Raw genomic sequence first — 17,487 nt, 5'->3', positions numbered from 1 at the left:
TCACCTTTTGAAGCGTCACTTTTACTAAATCTCCCTTCTGAACTTTGGTGACATTTTATATTGCAATTTTCACATTTTCTGAAAAAATTCAGCATATATTAAAATGTATGTTCAGAAAAAGCGAACAAATACTAAGGCTGCAAAACGATTTATGTAAACGAACTCCCCTTCCGCATAGCAGAAGAGGAGCTGTTTATCAGATATCTACGGGACAAGATATCCCGCAAAAGTTACTGATTGTTGTTGCTGTTGCTTCCTGCTGTCTTGTAAGCGTCGATCATCTTCTTGACCATCTGACCGCCGACAGAACCTACCTCACGAGCTGTAAGATCGCCGTTGTAACCCTGCTTAAGGTTTACGCCTACTTCGTTAGCTGCCTCCATCTTGAATCTTTCGAGGTTCTCTCTTCCCTGCTGAGTTGTGATGCCTTTCATAATCGTTCTCCTTTTCGTTTTATTGGGTTTGCCATAATATTATATGACCCTGCCTCAGTTTTATAAGAGGTAATTTATAGAACGTTTTTTGGTTATGTGTGTGGGTGGAAGTTAAGGACAGCGGGTTTTTATGATAGCTTATGGTTGTATAAAAATAAAACTGCCCTGCGTCTAAATCAGAATGTCAGCAGGACAGTTATACAAAATTTTATATGATTAAATTATTTTAGGATATTTTGATTATTACCAGACGACAGGTCTTTTATCTGCATAAAAGAATTATTCTTGCCACTATGTTTAAAACCAATACACTTCTTTAATTGAGAGTTTTTTCAAAAGTTTTGCTGTATTTTGAACGATAAGATTATAATTTTAGTTTCTCAAACTTATGTCAAATATATCTGTTGCCAAAATCAATTGTAAAATTACTTACATACTGGAACAATAAATATATATCCCAATGATTATATTGTATGCAAACCCTAAATTGCAATTACTAAGATTTTTTACATTTACTACAGTCAATAGCTTAAGGCAACACCGCATATATAGTGATCAAGAAAAAACGCAGCCAACCCAAAAGCTGAAAGCGCAGAGATATGTTCAATTTTCGTCCGCAGGGCGCACTGAATCAAGCCGTCAGGGATTTCCTGTCAGCCAGATACAGATTCGCCAACGCGAACATGATATTCAGTTTTGCAGTCTGTTTTCGCAGACCTCGATATCGTGTTTTCCGATATCGGAATAATCGCTTAACGATTGCAAAAACATGTTCCACCTTGCATCTTACGGATGATTTTTCATGTTCCCTTTTTCTTGCATAATATTGCCCGCTGCGGGAGAGCTTTTTCAGAGATGACGGTCTGCGGTTGATATTGTACTTGATTTTTTTGCCTGCTTTATTCTTTTTGACGGCATCATCACGTTTGTCAGCACCGAGATATCCGGAATCGCCGCCTACCCGGTCTTCTTCTCCGTACAGCAGATCAGGAACAGCCGTGACATCCGCATCATTTGCAGGTGTCACCTTAACATGGTGCACCAGTCCGCTTTCTTCGTCAACGCCAATATGCCCCTTGTATCCGAAATGCCACTGTTTGCCCTTTTTCGTCGAATGTGCTTCCGGATCTCGCTTCTTCTTTCGATTCTTTGTGTAAGACGGTGCTGCGATCAAGGTTGAGTCGACAATGGTTCCTTTTTTCAAAATGAGTTTTCGTTTTTCAAGAATCTTCACAACCTCTGCAAAGATCTTTTCCTGAATGCCGTTTTTCTCAAGAAGATTTCTGAATCTGCCGATGGTATCTCCATCCGGCACTTCATTTGGCGATGTGATTCCGCAAAACTCAGAGAACGCACGGCTGTCAATGACTTCCGTCATAACGCGCATATCTGCAAGATCATAGAGATTTTGCAGCAGAAAGATTCTCAGCATCAGCTCCAGCGGATACGGTTTATTTCCACGCTCTCCTTTGTAATAGCACGGCTCAATGAGTCCTATGAATGTATCCCACGGTATGATGCGTTCAATTTTGTCCAGAAATTCCTTTTTGCTGGTTCTGGCCTGTCCCAGCTCGTCGTTCATCATGGCCAGTTTCAGTTGTGTTTCCATACTCCTATTATACCATGTTTTTCACTGCTTTGCAATTGTGCGGTGTTGCCTTAATTAATTAAGATTTGATGATAATGCGTAATGTACTGTCAGGTATATTGAACGAGATAATAATCATCTTTTACTGATATGAGTTTATGTTATTTCAGTTTTATCACTTACTACTCAAAAAGCACTGGATATAAATAACTTACTTTAAAATTTCTCCGTCATTTAGAACTACTGACCATAATCTTCATCATTATTTATTTTTGACACGTTCTTAATAATACTTTTCTTTTTCATCACACACAAATAATTAACCTTTTATGGAATATTGTGCTTAAGCAATATACAGCGAATATTTCATACACTACAATAATCTAATGTATTTATTTTCGTTAAGCACTCAAAATTGACCGAATCTTTCGAAAAGCCCTTAGCATGATTGGTTTCTTCATACTAATGTTTACCGATTTTTTGAAGCTTTTTGATTCCAAAAGTTTGAAAAATAAATTTCTATTCTTATGCATTTCTGTTGGCACATTGAATTGCAAATTATTTTGCACAACCCATTCTACATCTTTCTTACGCAATATCATTTGTTTATTTATTTTTTCTAAAAGTTCTTTCCCTTTAGAAGTATTAAAAATAATACATGATACGCCTACCAAAGGATCCCATTCTGGATATTCTTCTTCAATATGCCAAGCATCTCCCAGCGTAATATCAGAAACTCTATTAGAATTTGCAAACTTACATGTACCACATGACGGTCTATAAAATAATCTACCATAATATGCCTTTATAAATGGATCATTTTGTATGGTCAGTATTTCATCTTTTCTGCCTTGTCGCTTAACAATAGCAGTTCTTGAATTTACAGATCCTCGATACGGAAGTTTGTTTTTAAACTGATAGGAGCAATTCTTCACCTTCTCTTTATCTCCTATCTTTTCTGTAATATATCTATCAAATAGATACTGATTTGGTGCTCCATGGCAAATAAGATCAATAACAATCAGATTGTCCTGATCAATTCGCTTTGTCTGTAAAAAAGCTTGAAGTGCGGCACACTGACAAGGAGATGCGGTAAAGCACACTTTATCTCCTTTCATCAATAGTTTTGCGATTGATGAAAAACAACCATTTGTGTTACTCATAACGTACTTAGATTTTCGAAATTTCTCACATTCTTCTTCTGTTGTAGCAACATCGTGAATTACTTTTAGATTTTTATCCCAGCGCACTCCGAAAATTTTATAGTTTTCAGCCAATAAACTTCTATATATAGCAGTAAATGCACCTCCAGAAGAACTCTTCATTCGCACTTCATTTGATTTACTCACTCCGACCCAAACTTCCCTGTCCAAGTCATCAACGGCTTTGTCATTTGAATAATTTATTGGACACACTCGTTCACATAAGTGACATTTTCTGCATTTATCCTTTTCAACATAAGGATAAATAAAATGTTCTTCATCTTCTACGATTGTAATGCATTTTTGTGGACATACTTCCGCACATGCTCTACAACCATAGCATTCCTTTTTTTCACTACTCAATAAATACATTATACTTCTTCCTTTTCTTCAGGTTTTGAAGTTAATTCGTCATATCTTATATTTGTCAACAAACTACAATATGAAACAACATTGATCCTTATCCAACTAGATTATCTAGCAATTATGTTGCCTAATTTTCATAATTGCATATTATGAACTTGAAACATTGTTTCAAATAGTACTTATCAACGTTATCCATTCCATACACTAGTGTCAACTAAAAAAGATAACTTTAACAACAAATATAAGATTGAAAAAATGATTGTAGCTTTTATGGATAACCACTTATTCTTACTGATCGATTTTTCTATTAGTATTTTATGACTTTCCATGAAGTGTTAGCTTTTTTACAATACTTCGCACAAGCGCACGGTCTGTATAGTACATAAACAGAGCGTTTAACAACAAGTAGCATCCAGCACCTACGCATATTTCTACAAAAACAGTCAAAAGACTAATTCCCATTTTATTACCAATACAACGTACAACAAAAAACATTGCAATACCACTTATGAATGGACCTAATATACCATAAAAATACTTCTTAAGTGGATATTCTTTTCGAATAGGATATGTTTGAAAAATACCGACTACTGCATATGATATAACCGTTGCAAAAGCTGCACCCTTTGCTCCAACTATGAAAATCAACACACCATTTAGTATTACATTCACAATAGCTCCTACCCAAACAGCCCTAGTATAAGCTTTGTCTTTCATCTTGGGAATCAGCATTTGTGTCCTGACCAAATTATTCCACCCCATAATTGGAATAGATGCCACCAAAATTAACAGCAACTGACCGGACATCTCATAATCGTTGCCCAGAAATACAATCATAAATTCTTTTGAAATAGCACCAAGTCCAAATGCTAATGCAAATGAGATAAAAAACACAAATTTAGTAGATAGATGAATGTATTTTTGAGCTTTCTGTTCTGCACCCGAAGCATACAGTGAAGACATTCTTGGAAGCATCACCGTCCCCAAAGCAGTAATTATCGTTGTAGCCATTCTCATTATCCTATCGGCATATTCATACTGACCCAAAACACTCATATTTCCTGTCCAACCAAGCATAAGTTTATCAATCATTCGATACAAACTTGTTGCAATAACAGCAACAAACATTATCAGTAATGGCTTAAAATGCACAAAGATATCATGAACTCGAACTTTAACAAGCTTTGTATACTTGGGAACGAACGCCCATACTATTGACTGGCTCACAAAAGAACCGATGGACATAATGATCGTGTATTTCCATAAATCCTGAGTCGACCGAACAAACAAAAAAATCGCCAACACTGTAAGGAATTTCACAAAAAGATTTCTTGTTACAGTAATCTTAAATTCCTCAATACCGAAAAAAAACCAATTAACATCAAACAGTGTACCAATTACAAAAAAAATCTGCAATAATGCAATTGACTTATACTCATTACTAAAGAATATAACATAAACTATATAAAGAATAAGAGTCGTAAATGCAACGAGAACATGCATATAATATAAAGATGAAAATGTGTAATTTAACTCATCTTGTCCCTTTTCTTTAGCCAATGCAATAGTACGATTACCATATGTATCAATACCCAATGCAGCAAATATTACAAAATAATTAACTACAACATAGGTATACGAATATATACCTGTGTTTTCAGCACCTAATCTTCTAGAGAGAAATGGAGCTGTTATCAATGGCAGAATAATTGTAAGTATCTGATAAGCAAACTGATATAAAAAATTCAGCGTTACATTTTTTTTTTTCATTTTTTGTGATTACACATCCTTAATTCAGTATATTTATCAGAGTATTTCAAGACTTTTTTCTTGAAAAATTAGAATCCATAACACTCATCTATCTATAATTTATTTTCGATCATCTTCGTTTATTTTTCGTAATACCTCTGACAGCAACGTTGACGATATTCCTTCCGTATGAGGCAGAAAGACAACGTCTACATCTACTTTTTTTAATTGCTCTACCATCTTATTATACATATCGCTCCCCTTCCAGTCTGAACCATGAAAAAGTACATTAAAATGATACTTTTCCCATGCCTCCATTTTATCCATGCTCGTTTGCGGCACTACCTTATCTACACACTTAAGTTCGCCAACTATAGCAATGCGTTCCTGAAAGGGAATGATTGGTTTCTTATGCTTATAACTGCTTACAACCTCATCCGTACTAACTCCAACAATAAGATAATCACACTGCTCCTTTGCCCTTTTCAAGATATTTAAGTGTCCAATATGAAACATATCAAACACTCCTGTCGTATAGCCAATCTTATATTCTTTCATAATTCCGCCACTCCTAATCAAGTATTATCTTCCACACTTACTTTTTTATCCGGTGTTTTAAAAAGCATTACTTCTCCATCACTGAATACAACTTTTTGAGGATAATGCGTTCTCCTCGAATTCTTCGGCGGAAGTTGCATATAATTAGGACCAAATATCGATTCTAATACCCTCTGATACTCTTTTGGCGCAGAAAACTCACCATCTTCAAACTGGATACATATGCCTTCAGCAAACCAACTTATTGGCATAGTTTGCTTCTTTATAGCATACTGGGACCCAAAATTTGAGTAATATGACCCTGATTTTGAAGATTTACTTCTCATAACTGCTGTAGATATATAATGAAGAACTGGATTAGGAACTATTTTTGCAAGCAGATGTTTTATATCATGAACATTCTCTCTTCTCAAATGCATTGCAATCTCAAGCTTCTTTGAAATAGCTCTTCTATATTCTATCTTTTTATTATAGCCATTAGTAACATCTAACGGAAAAATATCCACAAAAATACCGAAATCTGAATATGATCCTCTACCTAAATTCTCGACAAAACTTGTATTATTTTTACACACCTTTGCAAAACGTAAAAAGTATTGCGGATCTGTCGTAATCCAAGACAAATGATACTCACTACCAAGTTCTCGTGCCGCAATTGCAATAAAACGCTGAAAATCCGCTCTCGGCATAGCAATATCCAAGTCATCATCCCACGGAATAAATCCACCATGTCGCACTGCTCCCAACAATGTTCCGCCAATTAGGTAGTATCTCAATCCATTATCATTACAAACTTTATCTATGCGTTGTATTATTTCATATATTTCTTTGTGTAACTTTTCTAAGTAATCACTCACGATTTAACTTTCCTCCTTGTAGCGAAGAGTATCCTCAAATATAATCAAGCTTTAATAACACTGCCAATTCAAAATGCTATACCACGTATAAAAAACAAAATATGCATTTCTTTATTTATACAAATCCCAATTATCTAATGATTGTTCTCTTATGCAGGACAACAATAAACATATACTACATTAAAATAACCACTTTGCGATATATGGTATTTGTTCCTGTGCATTTGTCAGTATTGATTTCGCAAATAGAATAATTGGTACACAAATAGGATATACCTCTTCAATATAAAACGTCAGCTTTCTAGTACGCTTCTTACAATAAAGTGATGCATATGGAATAAGAGTGGGCACTGTAAAATACAGAGATATTCTTCCAATATAGCCCCCTGTATTATATTGAAGAAGATCTAAGATTACTCCCAATACAATGATTTGTTTCCAAAAATAGTCTAAATCAAAAGAATAATCTATTTTCTTCTTTTCGCTGCATAGATTTCGTTTTTTTAAAGCGTAGAAAAATAGAATTACTCCTACAATATCTATTATATATCCTAATCCGATGTGCAATGTTTTAACTTCACCATATGCTTTTGCATATCTGGCAAGCACTGGTAGTTTCAAAAGAAGATTAATCATAATGGGGAGCAATACAGTAATTAAAATCGGACCTAAATAGTTAAAAACTCGAAGAAACTTTCCTGCTGTACTTTTTTTCGTACCATACCAATACAAAATTACTGCAAGAATTGCAGTGGAGTGAAACAAAACTGCAACTCCAACCACAAGAAAATAACAAACTGGTTTTCTTTCAATAATATATCTTATTCCCCAAAAAACTATTGCAATAGCAAGCATCTGGCGGAATATGTTGTAGGAATGAAAATAGTAAATACCCAAATACATCAAAAGTGATACCGTAGGCTTAGCATACTTACGAAAGTACCATATTCCGCTAATCATAAATCCTGCCGTTGCTACCGAATAAAAGCCAAACGCAACTATAGGAGTTCCTGTAAGTTTATGTGATAAAGCACACAGCAACAAAAAAGTCGGTTCTACCGTATACCATTTTCGCGTCACTGCAATGCTTCCCAATTGTACATACTTATTATATACTTCTATATATCCATTGTAATCAATACCAGTTCGATAGCGAAAAACACTTGGAATTGCGATAACCAAAAAACTCAATAGCAAAAAAATTTTTTCGTTTTTCTTACTATGTTCCGCTAACCACATAAACAGCAGCGAACATAACGCCATACAGGTATAGAAAATATAGCTGCCAATTTCCGTAAGCTGTATCATTGCACATCACCCAAATTTTCTACAGAAAAGCTTATCATTCGTCAAACACTTAATAAAGACTTTGCTAACAACTTTTTTTTCTCTTCGGCATTCGTTTTTCCAATTATCTTTGGTTGGAAAACACGCGCAAAGATACACCAAAACGTATTTTACCCCTCTTGCAATTCGTTTCAATAAATAATATCTTTGAGAACTAATTAACTGATAACGACTTGTAATAAGTCCTTCCAACAATCGATCAACGTTTTTCTGTGACAGCCTGCTTTTAGGAATCAAATGTTGCATCCGCATCCGGTAATCACAGATATATGTGTATCCCTTACCGAACACTTTGTTGCATAACTCCGTATCCTCTCCGGAAGATAGATTTTCTCCTGTTCGTCCCAAAAGATCAAGCCAGCCTTCCTGTGATATTTCCCGCAAAACATGGGTAGGAATGCACATTCCCGCCCCCATAGGGTTTTTATTTTCTTTGGCAGGATAATCAATGGATCCAATATGTGTACAAGCCAGATTACGATACATAAGAGAAAGCCGGCATTCCTCTTCTAAAGACAGCACATCAGTCGGAACTGCAATAACTGCTCCATTAATTACGCCCACATCGGGGTGAGCGACAATAACCTTCTCAAGCACATCTAACCAATGCTGATCAAGAATATTGTCATCGTCAACATAAATCACCCAATCCCCATTGGCTTCAACTGCCCGTCTTCTCGCATGTGACAATCCAGGTTTCGATTCGTAAATGTATTTAATTTTAGAATTCTTTCTGATATAATCTTCAATGATTTTCTTTGTATTGTCTGTTGAAGCATTATCAACAATCAGTACCTCTTTAACGTGTGTATTGTATAGATGCAGTGCAAGTATTGCATCTATTGCTTGTGATATAGTCTTTTGTCCATTATATGTACATATTACAATAGAATATGAGGCCATATTTCCTCCTTTATGCTCTCGCAAGACCGCTTCTGTACTTTACTATCCATTAGCATCAATAAAATGCCATATATTTTCTGACTGTGCGATATTGTTCTTTTTATGTGTAATAAACTGTTTTGCAGTACTTCCAAAGTTCAACCGCTCCGTATCATTCATAGATAGAACCTGATTAATTGCACTACAAATATCAGCAGGTTCTGGTGATTTCATTTCTATCAAATATTTCCAGTATTCTTTTGGAATACCTCCAATGCGAAAGGACAACACTGGTTTTCCGGTAATCATATATTCAAACAGTTTGGAAGGAAAGCAGTAATTAGATGCTTTTTCTGTAGGCATTCTCATGGAGACAAACATAGTTGCCTTCTCCTGTAAAGCTAAAAGTTCCTGACGCGACTTCAAAAAACCATAGTGTATTATACGCGGATCCTTTTGTGCAGCATCACGGACAAGTACATCTGCATCCCCACTTCCTGTCAACCATAGTTGACAATCCTCATTAGGGATAAGACGAAATGCCTTCAGCAACTCTGGAATTCCATACTTTTTTGAAATTGTACCAGAATACATGATGATAATATTGTGATTATTTTGCTTGATCTGTACATTTTTAGCACGTTCACACTCTTCAGCCGACAACGACCCTTCCATCAAAAGCCAAGGCTTTTCCTGGATATTCAGATACTGTGCCATTTTTTCAGCATACAAAATAAATCCATCAAAAGCATTCATATATTTTTTTTGCTGTAGACTATCTATCCTTTTAAGCGTTTTTTTTACGATGCTAGGAGCAAGATCCATGAATTCAGGCAAGTCGGTTATAATGAGGAACAACTTTGCAGAAGGTATTTTCTGCTTAATTCGACAAGCAGCAGACATAATAGGAGAACGCATAGAATATGCTATTACAATCACCTCAGATCCATCCGAACAATGTGCATCTGCCCATTTATCCGCTTCCACCTCCATGGAGTGCTGACATGAAATTCTGTTTATATATTTACCATTAAAGTAGCCGACACTAGTATCATTGGCACCATGCTTATGACTCCAAGAATAGGAATGAATGAATAATTGTCTGTAGTTCGGATATGGTGGAAGAACACTTCCACTGATAATGTCAAAGGTACAGTCCCTCGTCTGCTCCAGTCCAAAAATCAGATTTTGCTGAGATACTTGTGAAGACGAAGATTTATAGCCTTTCTTTGACATTTCGGCTACTTTTTTTACATCTTCATAGTTACCAATCCACAGATACTTCTTCATATACTGTCCTCCAGTATTTTTATTACTCTTGCCGGGTTTCCAGCAATTACACAGTTACCCTCAAACTTGCCGCTTACCACAGCACCAGCTCCAACAACACAGTTATCCCCAAGCACAGTACCTTTAAGAATAATGCTATTGCAGCCAATAAAACAATTCTTGCCAATATGGATTTCTTTTGTTGGAATCAAATCAGCCATTTCTCCAGGATGCTCTGAATGCATTTGCTGTAGCCTCTGTTCCGGATCAATAGGATGAAAATCATTATCTATAATTTTTGTATTACCACCAATTGATGTATCGTCACCAATGTAGATACCTTTCCTTGCGTATATAGTTGCACCGGAAATACCTACGTGGTCACCAATTACAATGACAGCTTCCGACGAACGAGTAACAATTATTGTTCTGGAATATAATCCAACCAGATTGCTAAGGAAACCGCTATTAATACTCACATTCTTACCTATCTTCAGAGTTGCACCTTTTTTATTAAAAATTATAGGAACACCTTTAAGCAATAGACTATCCCCATACTTCACCTTAGTCATTTTCATCAGCACTTTAAACCAATTGCTGTTCATAACTTATCTCCCAATTCAACTTCTGATAGAAAAATAAATAGCCTTAAATACTTCCCAGCCATAAGACTCAAACCAGTAAAGTGCAGAATATCCATTCCCTCGATAAGCCCTATATTTTTCTTTAGCACGTCCAAGCACCTTTTTCATATTCGTATTCGTGCTTACTCCGTCTGCAACAAAATTTGTGATTATATTATCTGACACACAAATCTTAACACCTTTTTTTCTCATTTTTAAATACAGATCAAAGTCAGCATATGCTCTAAACTTCTCATTAAAACCATACTTTTTATAGAGTTCTGTTTTTAAAAACATACTTGGATGGTTCCAATGTCTGCTTGTAACAATTCCCTTTGAATCATCCTTAGACATTTTATTTGTAATCGTTCCATTTGGATTTATGTAATGAAGCCCACCATAGGTCAAATCAAATGATTCTTTTTGATAGAGTGCATTAATGTTCTGCAAAGCATCTTTTTCATACCAATCTCCGGCATTTAAAAAAGAGATAAAATCTCCCGCAGCATACTTTATTCCTTTATTCATTGCATTGTAAATGCCAGTATCCTTCTCACTTATAATTTTTAATTCAATGCCTTTTTCCTCAAATTTGCTTTTAAATTGAGAAATGATCTGCAAGCTATTATCTGTCGATTTACCATCAATAATTATGTATTCATATGGTTTATATGTCTGTGCTAAAACAGATTCCATCGTCTTGCTAATTGCCGCTTCAGCATTATAAACAACAGTAACTACTGAAAATTTTAATCCCACAAAAAATGCACCCCCTTATTGTTAAAACAAACCTTCCTTATCGCAATCTTCAAACCAGTCCTTGAAAGTATCCTCAAAGCTGTAATGAAATTTATATCCACAGTTTGCTAATTTCTTTCCGCAGATATTTGTACTTATCATCAATTTCTTAACTCTCGCTGGATGTATGCCTACCTTTTTACCACCAATAGGACCGAGAATAGTTGCGGCAGTCATAAGTAATCCACCTGGAATAAGAGGGATGTGTCTTTTCATTCCCGTTGCTTTCTGCATAGTTGTACAGATCTGCTCAATATTGTACGCAGGTTCAAATGTACAATTGAATACATCCGTTCCCTTGAAATCATTATCTATCATACGATACTTAAAGAATTTAACAAGCTCTTTAACATATATGCAAGCTTTTACTGTATCTTTTCTTCCTGCGTAGAAAAAGTATCTCTTTTTCTGACCGCTGTATAAACGAGTCATATTTCCATGCTCACCCTTGCCATAAACAATACCTGGGCGAACAATAGTGAGTTCCCTATCATTATCTTTTGCCTGCCACTTCTCATGTATCTTTTCTGCAACCAGCTTGCTTATACCATAAGGAGTATTCGGTGTAGGAAGTGTTTCTTCGGTTTTAAGTTCCTCGGCAGCACCATATGGAGCAATAGAACTTGTGAAAAGAATTTTATTTATACCATATTTCTCAGCAAAGTCTGTAACATTTTCTGCTCCACGTATGTTTGTTTCAAAATAAGCATGATCTGGATGACCAGGAGTACGATGAACTGCTGCAAGGTTGAAAATAATGTCATCTTTTGTTGGATTGAATTTAAAATCAATTGGCTTACGCACATCAAGACGGATGTAATCTACACCTTCGTTTTTCTCAACAACACCAGGAACGACACCTTCTTCTCCAGGCATTACAATGTCAAGATCATATATTTTATCACCAAGCTGCACACATTCGTTCGTTAAAAGGTGAATCAAATGTGTACCAATAAAACCGGAACCGCCAAAAATGATGTAGTTCATATATCTACTCCTTAATCATAGTTAATTAATTTACTGTGCTCCATTCTTTTTTAACACAGATATTACAGTTTGAAAGAGAATTTTTATATCCAGTAACAAAGATGCATTATCAATATAATACATCTCCATTCTTTGACGTTCACCAGACTGATAGGTTGCATTATTTCGTGCATAAGCCTGCCAATATCCAGTAACACCAGGCTTAACAGAAAGCAGCTTCTTATAACTTTTTGAATAATACGTTTTTATTTCAGATTCTATTATTGGCCTTGGACCAACAAGGCTCATTTCTCCTTTGAGAACATTAACAAACTGAGGAAGTTCATCTAAGCTCAATTTTCGTATTATTTTTCCAACCTTAGTGATTCGAGGGTCATTATCAATTTTAAATTCAGTTTTATACTGCTGGATTTGTTCAGGTGAAAGTTTGTCGATCATTTTGTCCGAACCGATATACATACTTCTGAACTTCCACATAGAAAAAGTAACTCCATTCTTTCCTACACGGGTTTGACCATATAATACCTTACCGGGATCACTTATGTACACCGCTAAAGCAATGATCAAATATATAGGTGACAAAAGAATAATTGCAAATAAAGAACAAATAATATCAATTGCTCGTTTTACAAAAAGATACGATCTGCGTTTTTTACAGGTATTGATTTGTTCTAGTTCATACTCCAATTCAGCAATCCCATTCATTTGTTTCACCACCTAATAATTCATTTTTTACAAACTATAATGAAAACATCCTTATTATTTGCGTTCGTCCTCATATATGTTAACATTTCTCACCATTTATCAACCTAATACTCACAAATAATTCAAAAATATTTCATTAACCATTATACCATTTTAACGTCAATCTGTCAACGGCTTTAGTGCAATAAAGTAATCAATTTATGGAATTCATTAAATCTGACGAAACTGCGCACCGGTCAACTTTAGAATTTAGAGATTTTACACCCGAACATATTATCGTATTGCACTGTTTTAAACTGTTCTGACCGATTTTGCGCACATACAAACGATATTGTTACATCAATAAAAGCTGCCATCTTTGCTTTCAGACAGCAGCTTTGCTCAATTATACTTATTGACGTGTTCTGCCGCTATACCTTAATATAGTCAGTCCTTACAACTTCTTCAAATAAAACCTGTTCATTCCCCCATGCACCACCGATGTGGATTGTCAACTCCAATTAGACTTTTTGTTACTTCTAGTTTAGTCTATTGGGTGTTGCTGGGTAGGTTGGGAGGTTATTTGGCGGAGACTAAATACTTATTCATATTCTGCAATTTCTTCTTTAGAAATTACAGAATAATCATATGATGTCACCACACGACTATTTTGATATACACAAATATCTAATTTTATAAAATCTTTATCAGCTTTTCGCTTCCAATCACGTATTAACGTTTGAAAAATTTTAGGCATAACGAGTTCAACATTGTTTCCACTTTTAATATCAGTAAAATCCATATTTACAAAACAAATTGATGTTGAATATCTACAGTTTGAAACATACATATAATATTCTGCCTGTTCAATAGTATCATCAGGATATTCAAAATATTTTTGTATAAATTTTAAATCTGCGCTAAAGCTAAATGAACCTTTAGAATCAGCCGTATTTTCAGCATAGATTTTCTGGTAAGATTGTGAAAAGCATAAAAAGACGATTACGGATAAGATAAAACATATTATTTTAGTTAGCACATTTCGTGGTAATAGAGTTTGTATAAATGATATTACTATTACTGTACAAGAAAAATAAAGTAAAAAACTAAATATTAAATCAATTACTATCAAGTATATCACATACTTTAAACTATCAACTCCTTCAACATTCATTTTTATTAGCATAACAGCGAAAATTATACCGGATATTACACTCAATATAACCGAAACAACAATGACTGTCTTTAGAGCACCAATTTTATATTCTTGCTTAGCTAAATTTCGAAGTAGTCTTTCTCCAGCCTTTAACAATATATCACTCCTAAATTATTATTGTCATAAATAGATTTTAAAGTGTTGATGTTGTCCTGTGCAATCTGTTTATCATCATCAAATAAACGATCCTCATACCAATCAGGTGCAGTATGCCTAAAATTATAAAATGCTTTTTCGGAGATAGCATTGTAAAAATCACTGAGATGGTCAAGCTCGGGGTCAAAATACACCGTACCCGCAATGTCAAGATGGTAGTACTCCAAATTTGTGCGTATAAGCTCTGCAAGCGCCTTGTCATCGGCAGGCTCTATTTTTCGGTAATTCAGCATATTTATCCCTCCGCGGACATTTTCTCTGTCATAATTATAACACATTTCACGCCTTTCAGTCAATAAAAAACAGCCGAACAGTCACCCCGCCTTGAACAGATCAAACAGATCACGCTCACGCTGAAATGTCGATCGCACAGCAAAAAAGGCTCTCCGCCGCATCTGGCAGAGAGCCTTTGTCATTTTATCGTTTTAGTTCAGAATATCTGCCCATCGAGCTTTAGCTTTTCTTTCGGCGGAAACTGCTTGTCAAACTCCTCAGCCGCCGCCTCGTCAACGAAATAGCCTGCGGGCGTTGAGTATTCGCCCGTCGCGCCTTCAAGATAGCCTGCGGCAAGCTCTTTGCAGAGGAAAAATGACTGATCCGCACCCTCGGGCAAGCCGTGGTATCTTATGCCGTATTCGCTTGCATATGTGAAGCCGCTTTTGCCGTAAAAGCCGATGCTGCCCTCAAAGCACACCGCTCCGCAGCCCATTTCTTTCGCCCTTTCGAGGGAATAGTCGAGCAGTATCTTTCCGTAGCCCTGCCGCTTGAACTCGGGCGCTATGCAGATAGGCCCCATCGTCATAATCGGCAGATCTTCGCCGCTGTCCGACTTTATCGCCGCACGCACGAACACGTTCTGCCCTATTATCCTGCCGTCAAGCAGCATTACAAGATCAAGCTGCGGCACAAAATCCGCGTCGTTCCTCAGCTCATGAAGCACAAAATGTTCCAGACAGCCCGGACGATAGACGTTCCAAAAGCTTTCCCTGACTAGGTTCTCGACCTCATGGCGTTCTTCCTTTTTCTCCAAACGTATCACGATATTTTTATTCATTGTTTTACCTCCTGAATGGTTGTTATACTCAACTGCTTCTCAGCGGGAGGTTTGAAAGACTGCCGTAAACCTCCCGGTTACGCTGCAATCTCCGGTGTGTTGTACTTGTTCAAAAAGCACTCTCCTATTCAAAAATTTTATGATAAAGCCGTTAGGCTCTGTCAGCTTGTTTAATTATACGCTAACTGTTCTGCCGGTATCACGCTTTCGCAAGAAATTCTCTTCCTGCCTTGTCGGTATCAAGTATCGCCTTGACAAACTTCTCCTCAGTCGGTTCGCCCGGAACATAAGTCCATTCGACCACGCTTGCCGCCTTGTGTGCGATAGCCGCAACGTCATCTTCTGCAAGATCTATCTCGCCCAAAGTGCATGGCAGACCAATGCTGTGATTAAATTCAAATATGCGCTTGCGCTCTTCAAGCTGTCCGTCATAGGTAAGCAGGCAAAGCACGCCGAATGAAACTATCTCGCCATGAAGATGAGCATGCTCGCACTTAGGGAAAAGCGACGCGCCGTAATATACGCAGTGCGCAAGCGAGGAATTGTAATAGTAATCGTCCTTCGGGTCGGGGTTGTTCTGATGAACGGTAAAGTTTGAAACAAGGCCCGCTGTGATTATTATATCAAGCGCCACCTGCTCGATGTCTTTTGATGAAAGGTTATTACTGCAATCCTCCAGCGCTTTCTTTCCGTAAGAGATAAGCGGCTCTGTGCAGGCGGCAGCAAGCACCTTGCCAAGCAGCGGGGTGTGTATCATATCTTTATCGCGGCAGGCAAAAACAACTTCATATTCCTTGCTGAGAGCGTCGCCGATACCTGCCCAGAAAAGCTTTTCGGGCGACTCTGCGATTATCTTTGTGTTGATAAAAGTGTGCAGAGCGGGCGCTTTTAGGTAAGCGTATTCTTTAAAAGTTCCGTCGGCGTTGTAAATTACCGAGATAGCTGTGCATGAAGCGCAGTTTGAAGCAAGGGTCGGAAAAGTGAAAAACGGCTTGTCCATGCGGTCGCAGAGGGTCTTTACAGTATCGACTGCGCGTCCGCCGCCAACGCCGAAAACCATATCCGCATTCTGCACTTCGGGCATAGCCTTGAGCATTTCAATGTTCTCATAATTCGAGTCGCCGCCGTACCAAATAAAGTCGGCAAGCTCGATATCAGAGCCTTTCAGCGCCGCAAGCAGTTCGGGCTTAGCCTTTTCCATAGCGGTCTTTCCTCCGATAACGACAGCCTTTTTTCCATAACGTCGGGTAACATATGGTATCTCTTTGTAACAGTCGTCGCCGATAGAGTAGCTTGGCAAAAATTCGTTGTATGTCATATTCTTCTCCTCCATTATTTCCGACAGCGTGACGCACGGTCATTTTGTCTATATAGTTTAATAATACTACTATATAAGGAATGATCTGTTTATATTTTTTTGAGATTTTGTTAATATTTTTAAGAGATGAGGTATCTACAGCTAAAACGGGCATAGAAAGACCCTCACGCCTAAATGGACGAGAGGGTCGATTTTTATAAATGCAGGATTTAGGCGGTCAATTATTCAGTAGTGATCTAGCATTATTTATTTGTGTTTTCTATGCGGTCACTTAGTCTTTACCGACTTCACACCCGACCACGAACCGTAGTACTTCACGCCGTGTATCGTCTATAATAAATTAGACAGAAAACATTTAGCCGTGGTATAATAGAAAAAAAGGAGGAAAATAAAATGGCA

The 17,487-nt window shown here is 36.8% G+C and carries 17 protein-coding genes; all 17 read right to left on the bottom strand.

Going from position 1 to position 17,487, the window contains the following annotated elements; translation table 11 throughout:
- Positions 1-230: 230 nt before the first annotated feature.
- A complete protein-coding gene (locus Q0E19_RS11080) occupies positions 231-434 on the bottom strand; it encodes an alpha/beta-type small acid-soluble spore protein (protein WP_294409597.1) in 204 nt (67 codons plus the stop codon).
- A 631-nt stretch (positions 435-1,065) separates the two neighbouring features.
- Positions 1,066-2,031 (bottom strand): IS5 family transposase, encoded by a 966-nt coding sequence (locus Q0E19_RS11075; RefSeq protein WP_294409598.1) that lies wholly within the window; start codon positions 2,029-2,031, stop codon positions 1,066-1,068.
- A gap of 392 nt (positions 2,032-2,423) precedes the next feature.
- Positions 2,424-3,596 carry a Coenzyme F420 hydrogenase/dehydrogenase, beta subunit C-terminal domain gene (locus Q0E19_RS11070; protein ID WP_294409596.1) on the bottom strand — a complete coding sequence of 391 codons (1,173 nt, stop codon included), beginning with the start codon at positions 3,594-3,596 and terminating at the stop codon, positions 2,424-2,426.
- A gap of 309 nt (positions 3,597-3,905) precedes the next feature.
- On the bottom strand, positions 3,906-5,360 hold the full coding sequence (locus Q0E19_RS11065) for a flippase (RefSeq protein ID WP_294409595.1): 1,455 nt from the start codon (positions 5,358-5,360) through the stop codon (positions 3,906-3,908).
- 99 nt (positions 5,361-5,459) lie between these two features.
- Positions 5,460-5,897: an adenylyltransferase/cytidyltransferase family protein gene (locus Q0E19_RS11060; protein ID WP_294409593.1), complete on the bottom strand. Its 438-nt coding sequence runs from the start codon at positions 5,895-5,897 to the stop codon at positions 5,460-5,462.
- A gap of 17 nt (positions 5,898-5,914) precedes the next feature.
- Positions 5,915-6,754, bottom strand: a complete 840-nt coding sequence (locus Q0E19_RS11055; RefSeq protein WP_294409592.1) for a LicD family protein — start codon at positions 6,752-6,754, stop codon at positions 5,915-5,917.
- Between the two features lie 180 nt (positions 6,755-6,934).
- Entirely contained in the window at positions 6,935-8,062 is a 1,128-nt protein-coding gene (locus tag Q0E19_RS11050; protein WP_294409590.1) for an EpsG family protein, read from the bottom strand.
- A 6-nt stretch (positions 8,063-8,068) separates the two neighbouring features.
- On the bottom strand, positions 8,069-9,004 hold the full coding sequence (locus tag Q0E19_RS11045; protein ID WP_294409589.1) for a glycosyltransferase: 936 nt from the start codon (positions 9,002-9,004) through the stop codon (positions 8,069-8,071).
- A gap of 42 nt (positions 9,005-9,046) precedes the next feature.
- Positions 9,047-10,273, bottom strand: a complete 1,227-nt coding sequence (locus Q0E19_RS11040) for a glycosyltransferase (protein WP_294409588.1) — start codon at positions 10,271-10,273, stop codon at positions 9,047-9,049.
- Positions 10,270-10,857, bottom strand: coding sequence for an acyltransferase (locus Q0E19_RS11035; RefSeq protein ID WP_294409587.1), 588 nt, complete (start codon positions 10,855-10,857; stop codon positions 10,270-10,272). The genes Q0E19_RS11040 and Q0E19_RS11035 overlap by 4 nt, the downstream gene beginning before the upstream one ends.
- A gap of 15 nt (positions 10,858-10,872) precedes the next feature.
- A complete protein-coding gene (locus tag Q0E19_RS11030) occupies positions 10,873-11,634 on the bottom strand; it encodes a glycosyltransferase family 2 protein (RefSeq protein WP_294409586.1) in 762 nt (253 codons plus the stop codon).
- A 21-nt stretch (positions 11,635-11,655) separates the two neighbouring features.
- Positions 11,656-12,660: an NAD(P)-dependent oxidoreductase gene (locus tag Q0E19_RS11025; RefSeq protein ID WP_294409585.1), complete on the bottom strand. Its 1,005-nt coding sequence runs from the start codon at positions 12,658-12,660 to the stop codon at positions 11,656-11,658.
- Between the two features lie 30 nt (positions 12,661-12,690).
- Entirely contained in the window at positions 12,691-13,365 is a 675-nt protein-coding gene (locus Q0E19_RS11020; protein WP_294409584.1) for a sugar transferase, read from the bottom strand.
- Between the two features lie 580 nt (positions 13,366-13,945).
- A complete protein-coding gene (locus Q0E19_RS11015; protein ID WP_294409583.1) occupies positions 13,946-14,656 on the bottom strand; it encodes a hypothetical protein in 711 nt (236 codons plus the stop codon).
- Positions 14,650-14,949: a hypothetical protein gene (locus tag Q0E19_RS11010; protein ID WP_294409582.1), complete on the bottom strand. Its 300-nt coding sequence runs from the start codon at positions 14,947-14,949 to the stop codon at positions 14,650-14,652. Before Q0E19_RS11010 ends, Q0E19_RS11015 begins: the two co-directional genes overlap by 7 nt.
- Positions 14,950-15,146: 197 nt before the next feature.
- On the bottom strand, positions 15,147-15,770 hold the full coding sequence (locus tag Q0E19_RS11005; RefSeq protein WP_294409581.1) for an N-acetyltransferase: 624 nt from the start codon (positions 15,768-15,770) through the stop codon (positions 15,147-15,149).
- 199 nt (positions 15,771-15,969) lie between these two features.
- The gene (locus Q0E19_RS11000; RefSeq protein WP_294409580.1) at positions 15,970-17,088 is read right to left on the bottom strand and encodes an iron-containing alcohol dehydrogenase family protein; all 1,119 of its coding nucleotides are present in this window, start codon (positions 17,086-17,088) and stop codon (positions 15,970-15,972) included.
- Between the last annotated feature and the right edge of the window lie 399 nt (positions 17,089-17,487).

This window comes from uncultured Ruminococcus sp. (assembly GCF_934476685.1).
GTDB lineage: Bacteria > Bacillota > Clostridia > Oscillospirales > Ruminococcaceae > Hominimerdicola.
The sequence above is the reverse complement of the archived record's forward strand: the minus strand, read 5'-3'. Positions and strand labels throughout refer to the sequence as shown.

Bases quoted from the DNA above. Each gene is read 5' to 3' on its own strand.
- Q0E19_RS11080 (WP_294409597.1), bottom strand. From the start codon at position 434: ATGAAAGGCATCACAACTCAGCAGGGAAGAGAGAACCTCGAAAGATTC.
- Q0E19_RS11070 (WP_294409596.1), bottom strand. From the start codon at position 3,596: ATGTATTTATTGAGTAGTGAAAAAAAGGAATGCTATGGTTGTAGAGCA.
- Q0E19_RS11065 (WP_294409595.1), bottom strand. From the start codon at position 5,360: ATGAAAAAAAAAAATGTAACGCTGAATTTTTTATATCAGTTTGCTTAT.
- Q0E19_RS11060 (WP_294409593.1), bottom strand. From the start codon at position 5,897: ATGAAAGAATATAAGATTGGCTATACGACAGGAGTGTTTGATATGTTT.
- Q0E19_RS11050 (WP_294409590.1), bottom strand. From the start codon at position 8,062: ATGATACAGCTTACGGAAATTGGCAGCTATATTTTCTATACCTGTATG.
- Q0E19_RS11045 (WP_294409589.1), bottom strand. From the start codon at position 9,004: ATGGCCTCATATTCTATTGTAATATGTACATATAATGGACAAAAGACT.
- Q0E19_RS11040 (WP_294409588.1), bottom strand. From the start codon at position 10,273: ATGAAGAAGTATCTGTGGATTGGTAACTATGAAGATGTAAAAAAAGTA.
- Q0E19_RS11035 (WP_294409587.1), bottom strand. From the start codon at position 10,857: ATGAACAGCAATTGGTTTAAAGTGCTGATGAAAATGACTAAGGTGAAG.
- Q0E19_RS11025 (WP_294409585.1), bottom strand. From the start codon at position 12,660: ATGAACTACATCATTTTTGGCGGTTCCGGTTTTATTGGTACACATTTG.
- Q0E19_RS11020 (WP_294409584.1), bottom strand. From the start codon at position 13,365: ATGAATGGGATTGCTGAATTGGAGTATGAACTAGAACAAATCAATACC.
- Q0E19_RS11010 (WP_294409582.1), bottom strand. From the start codon at position 14,949: ATGCTGAATTACCGAAAAATAGAGCCTGCCGATGACAAGGCGCTTGCA.
- Q0E19_RS11005 (WP_294409581.1), bottom strand. From the start codon at position 15,770: ATGAATAAAAATATCGTGATACGTTTGGAGAAAAAGGAAGAACGCCAT.
- Q0E19_RS11000 (WP_294409580.1), bottom strand. From the start codon at position 17,088: ATGACATACAACGAATTTTTGCCAAGCTACTCTATCGGCGACGACTGT.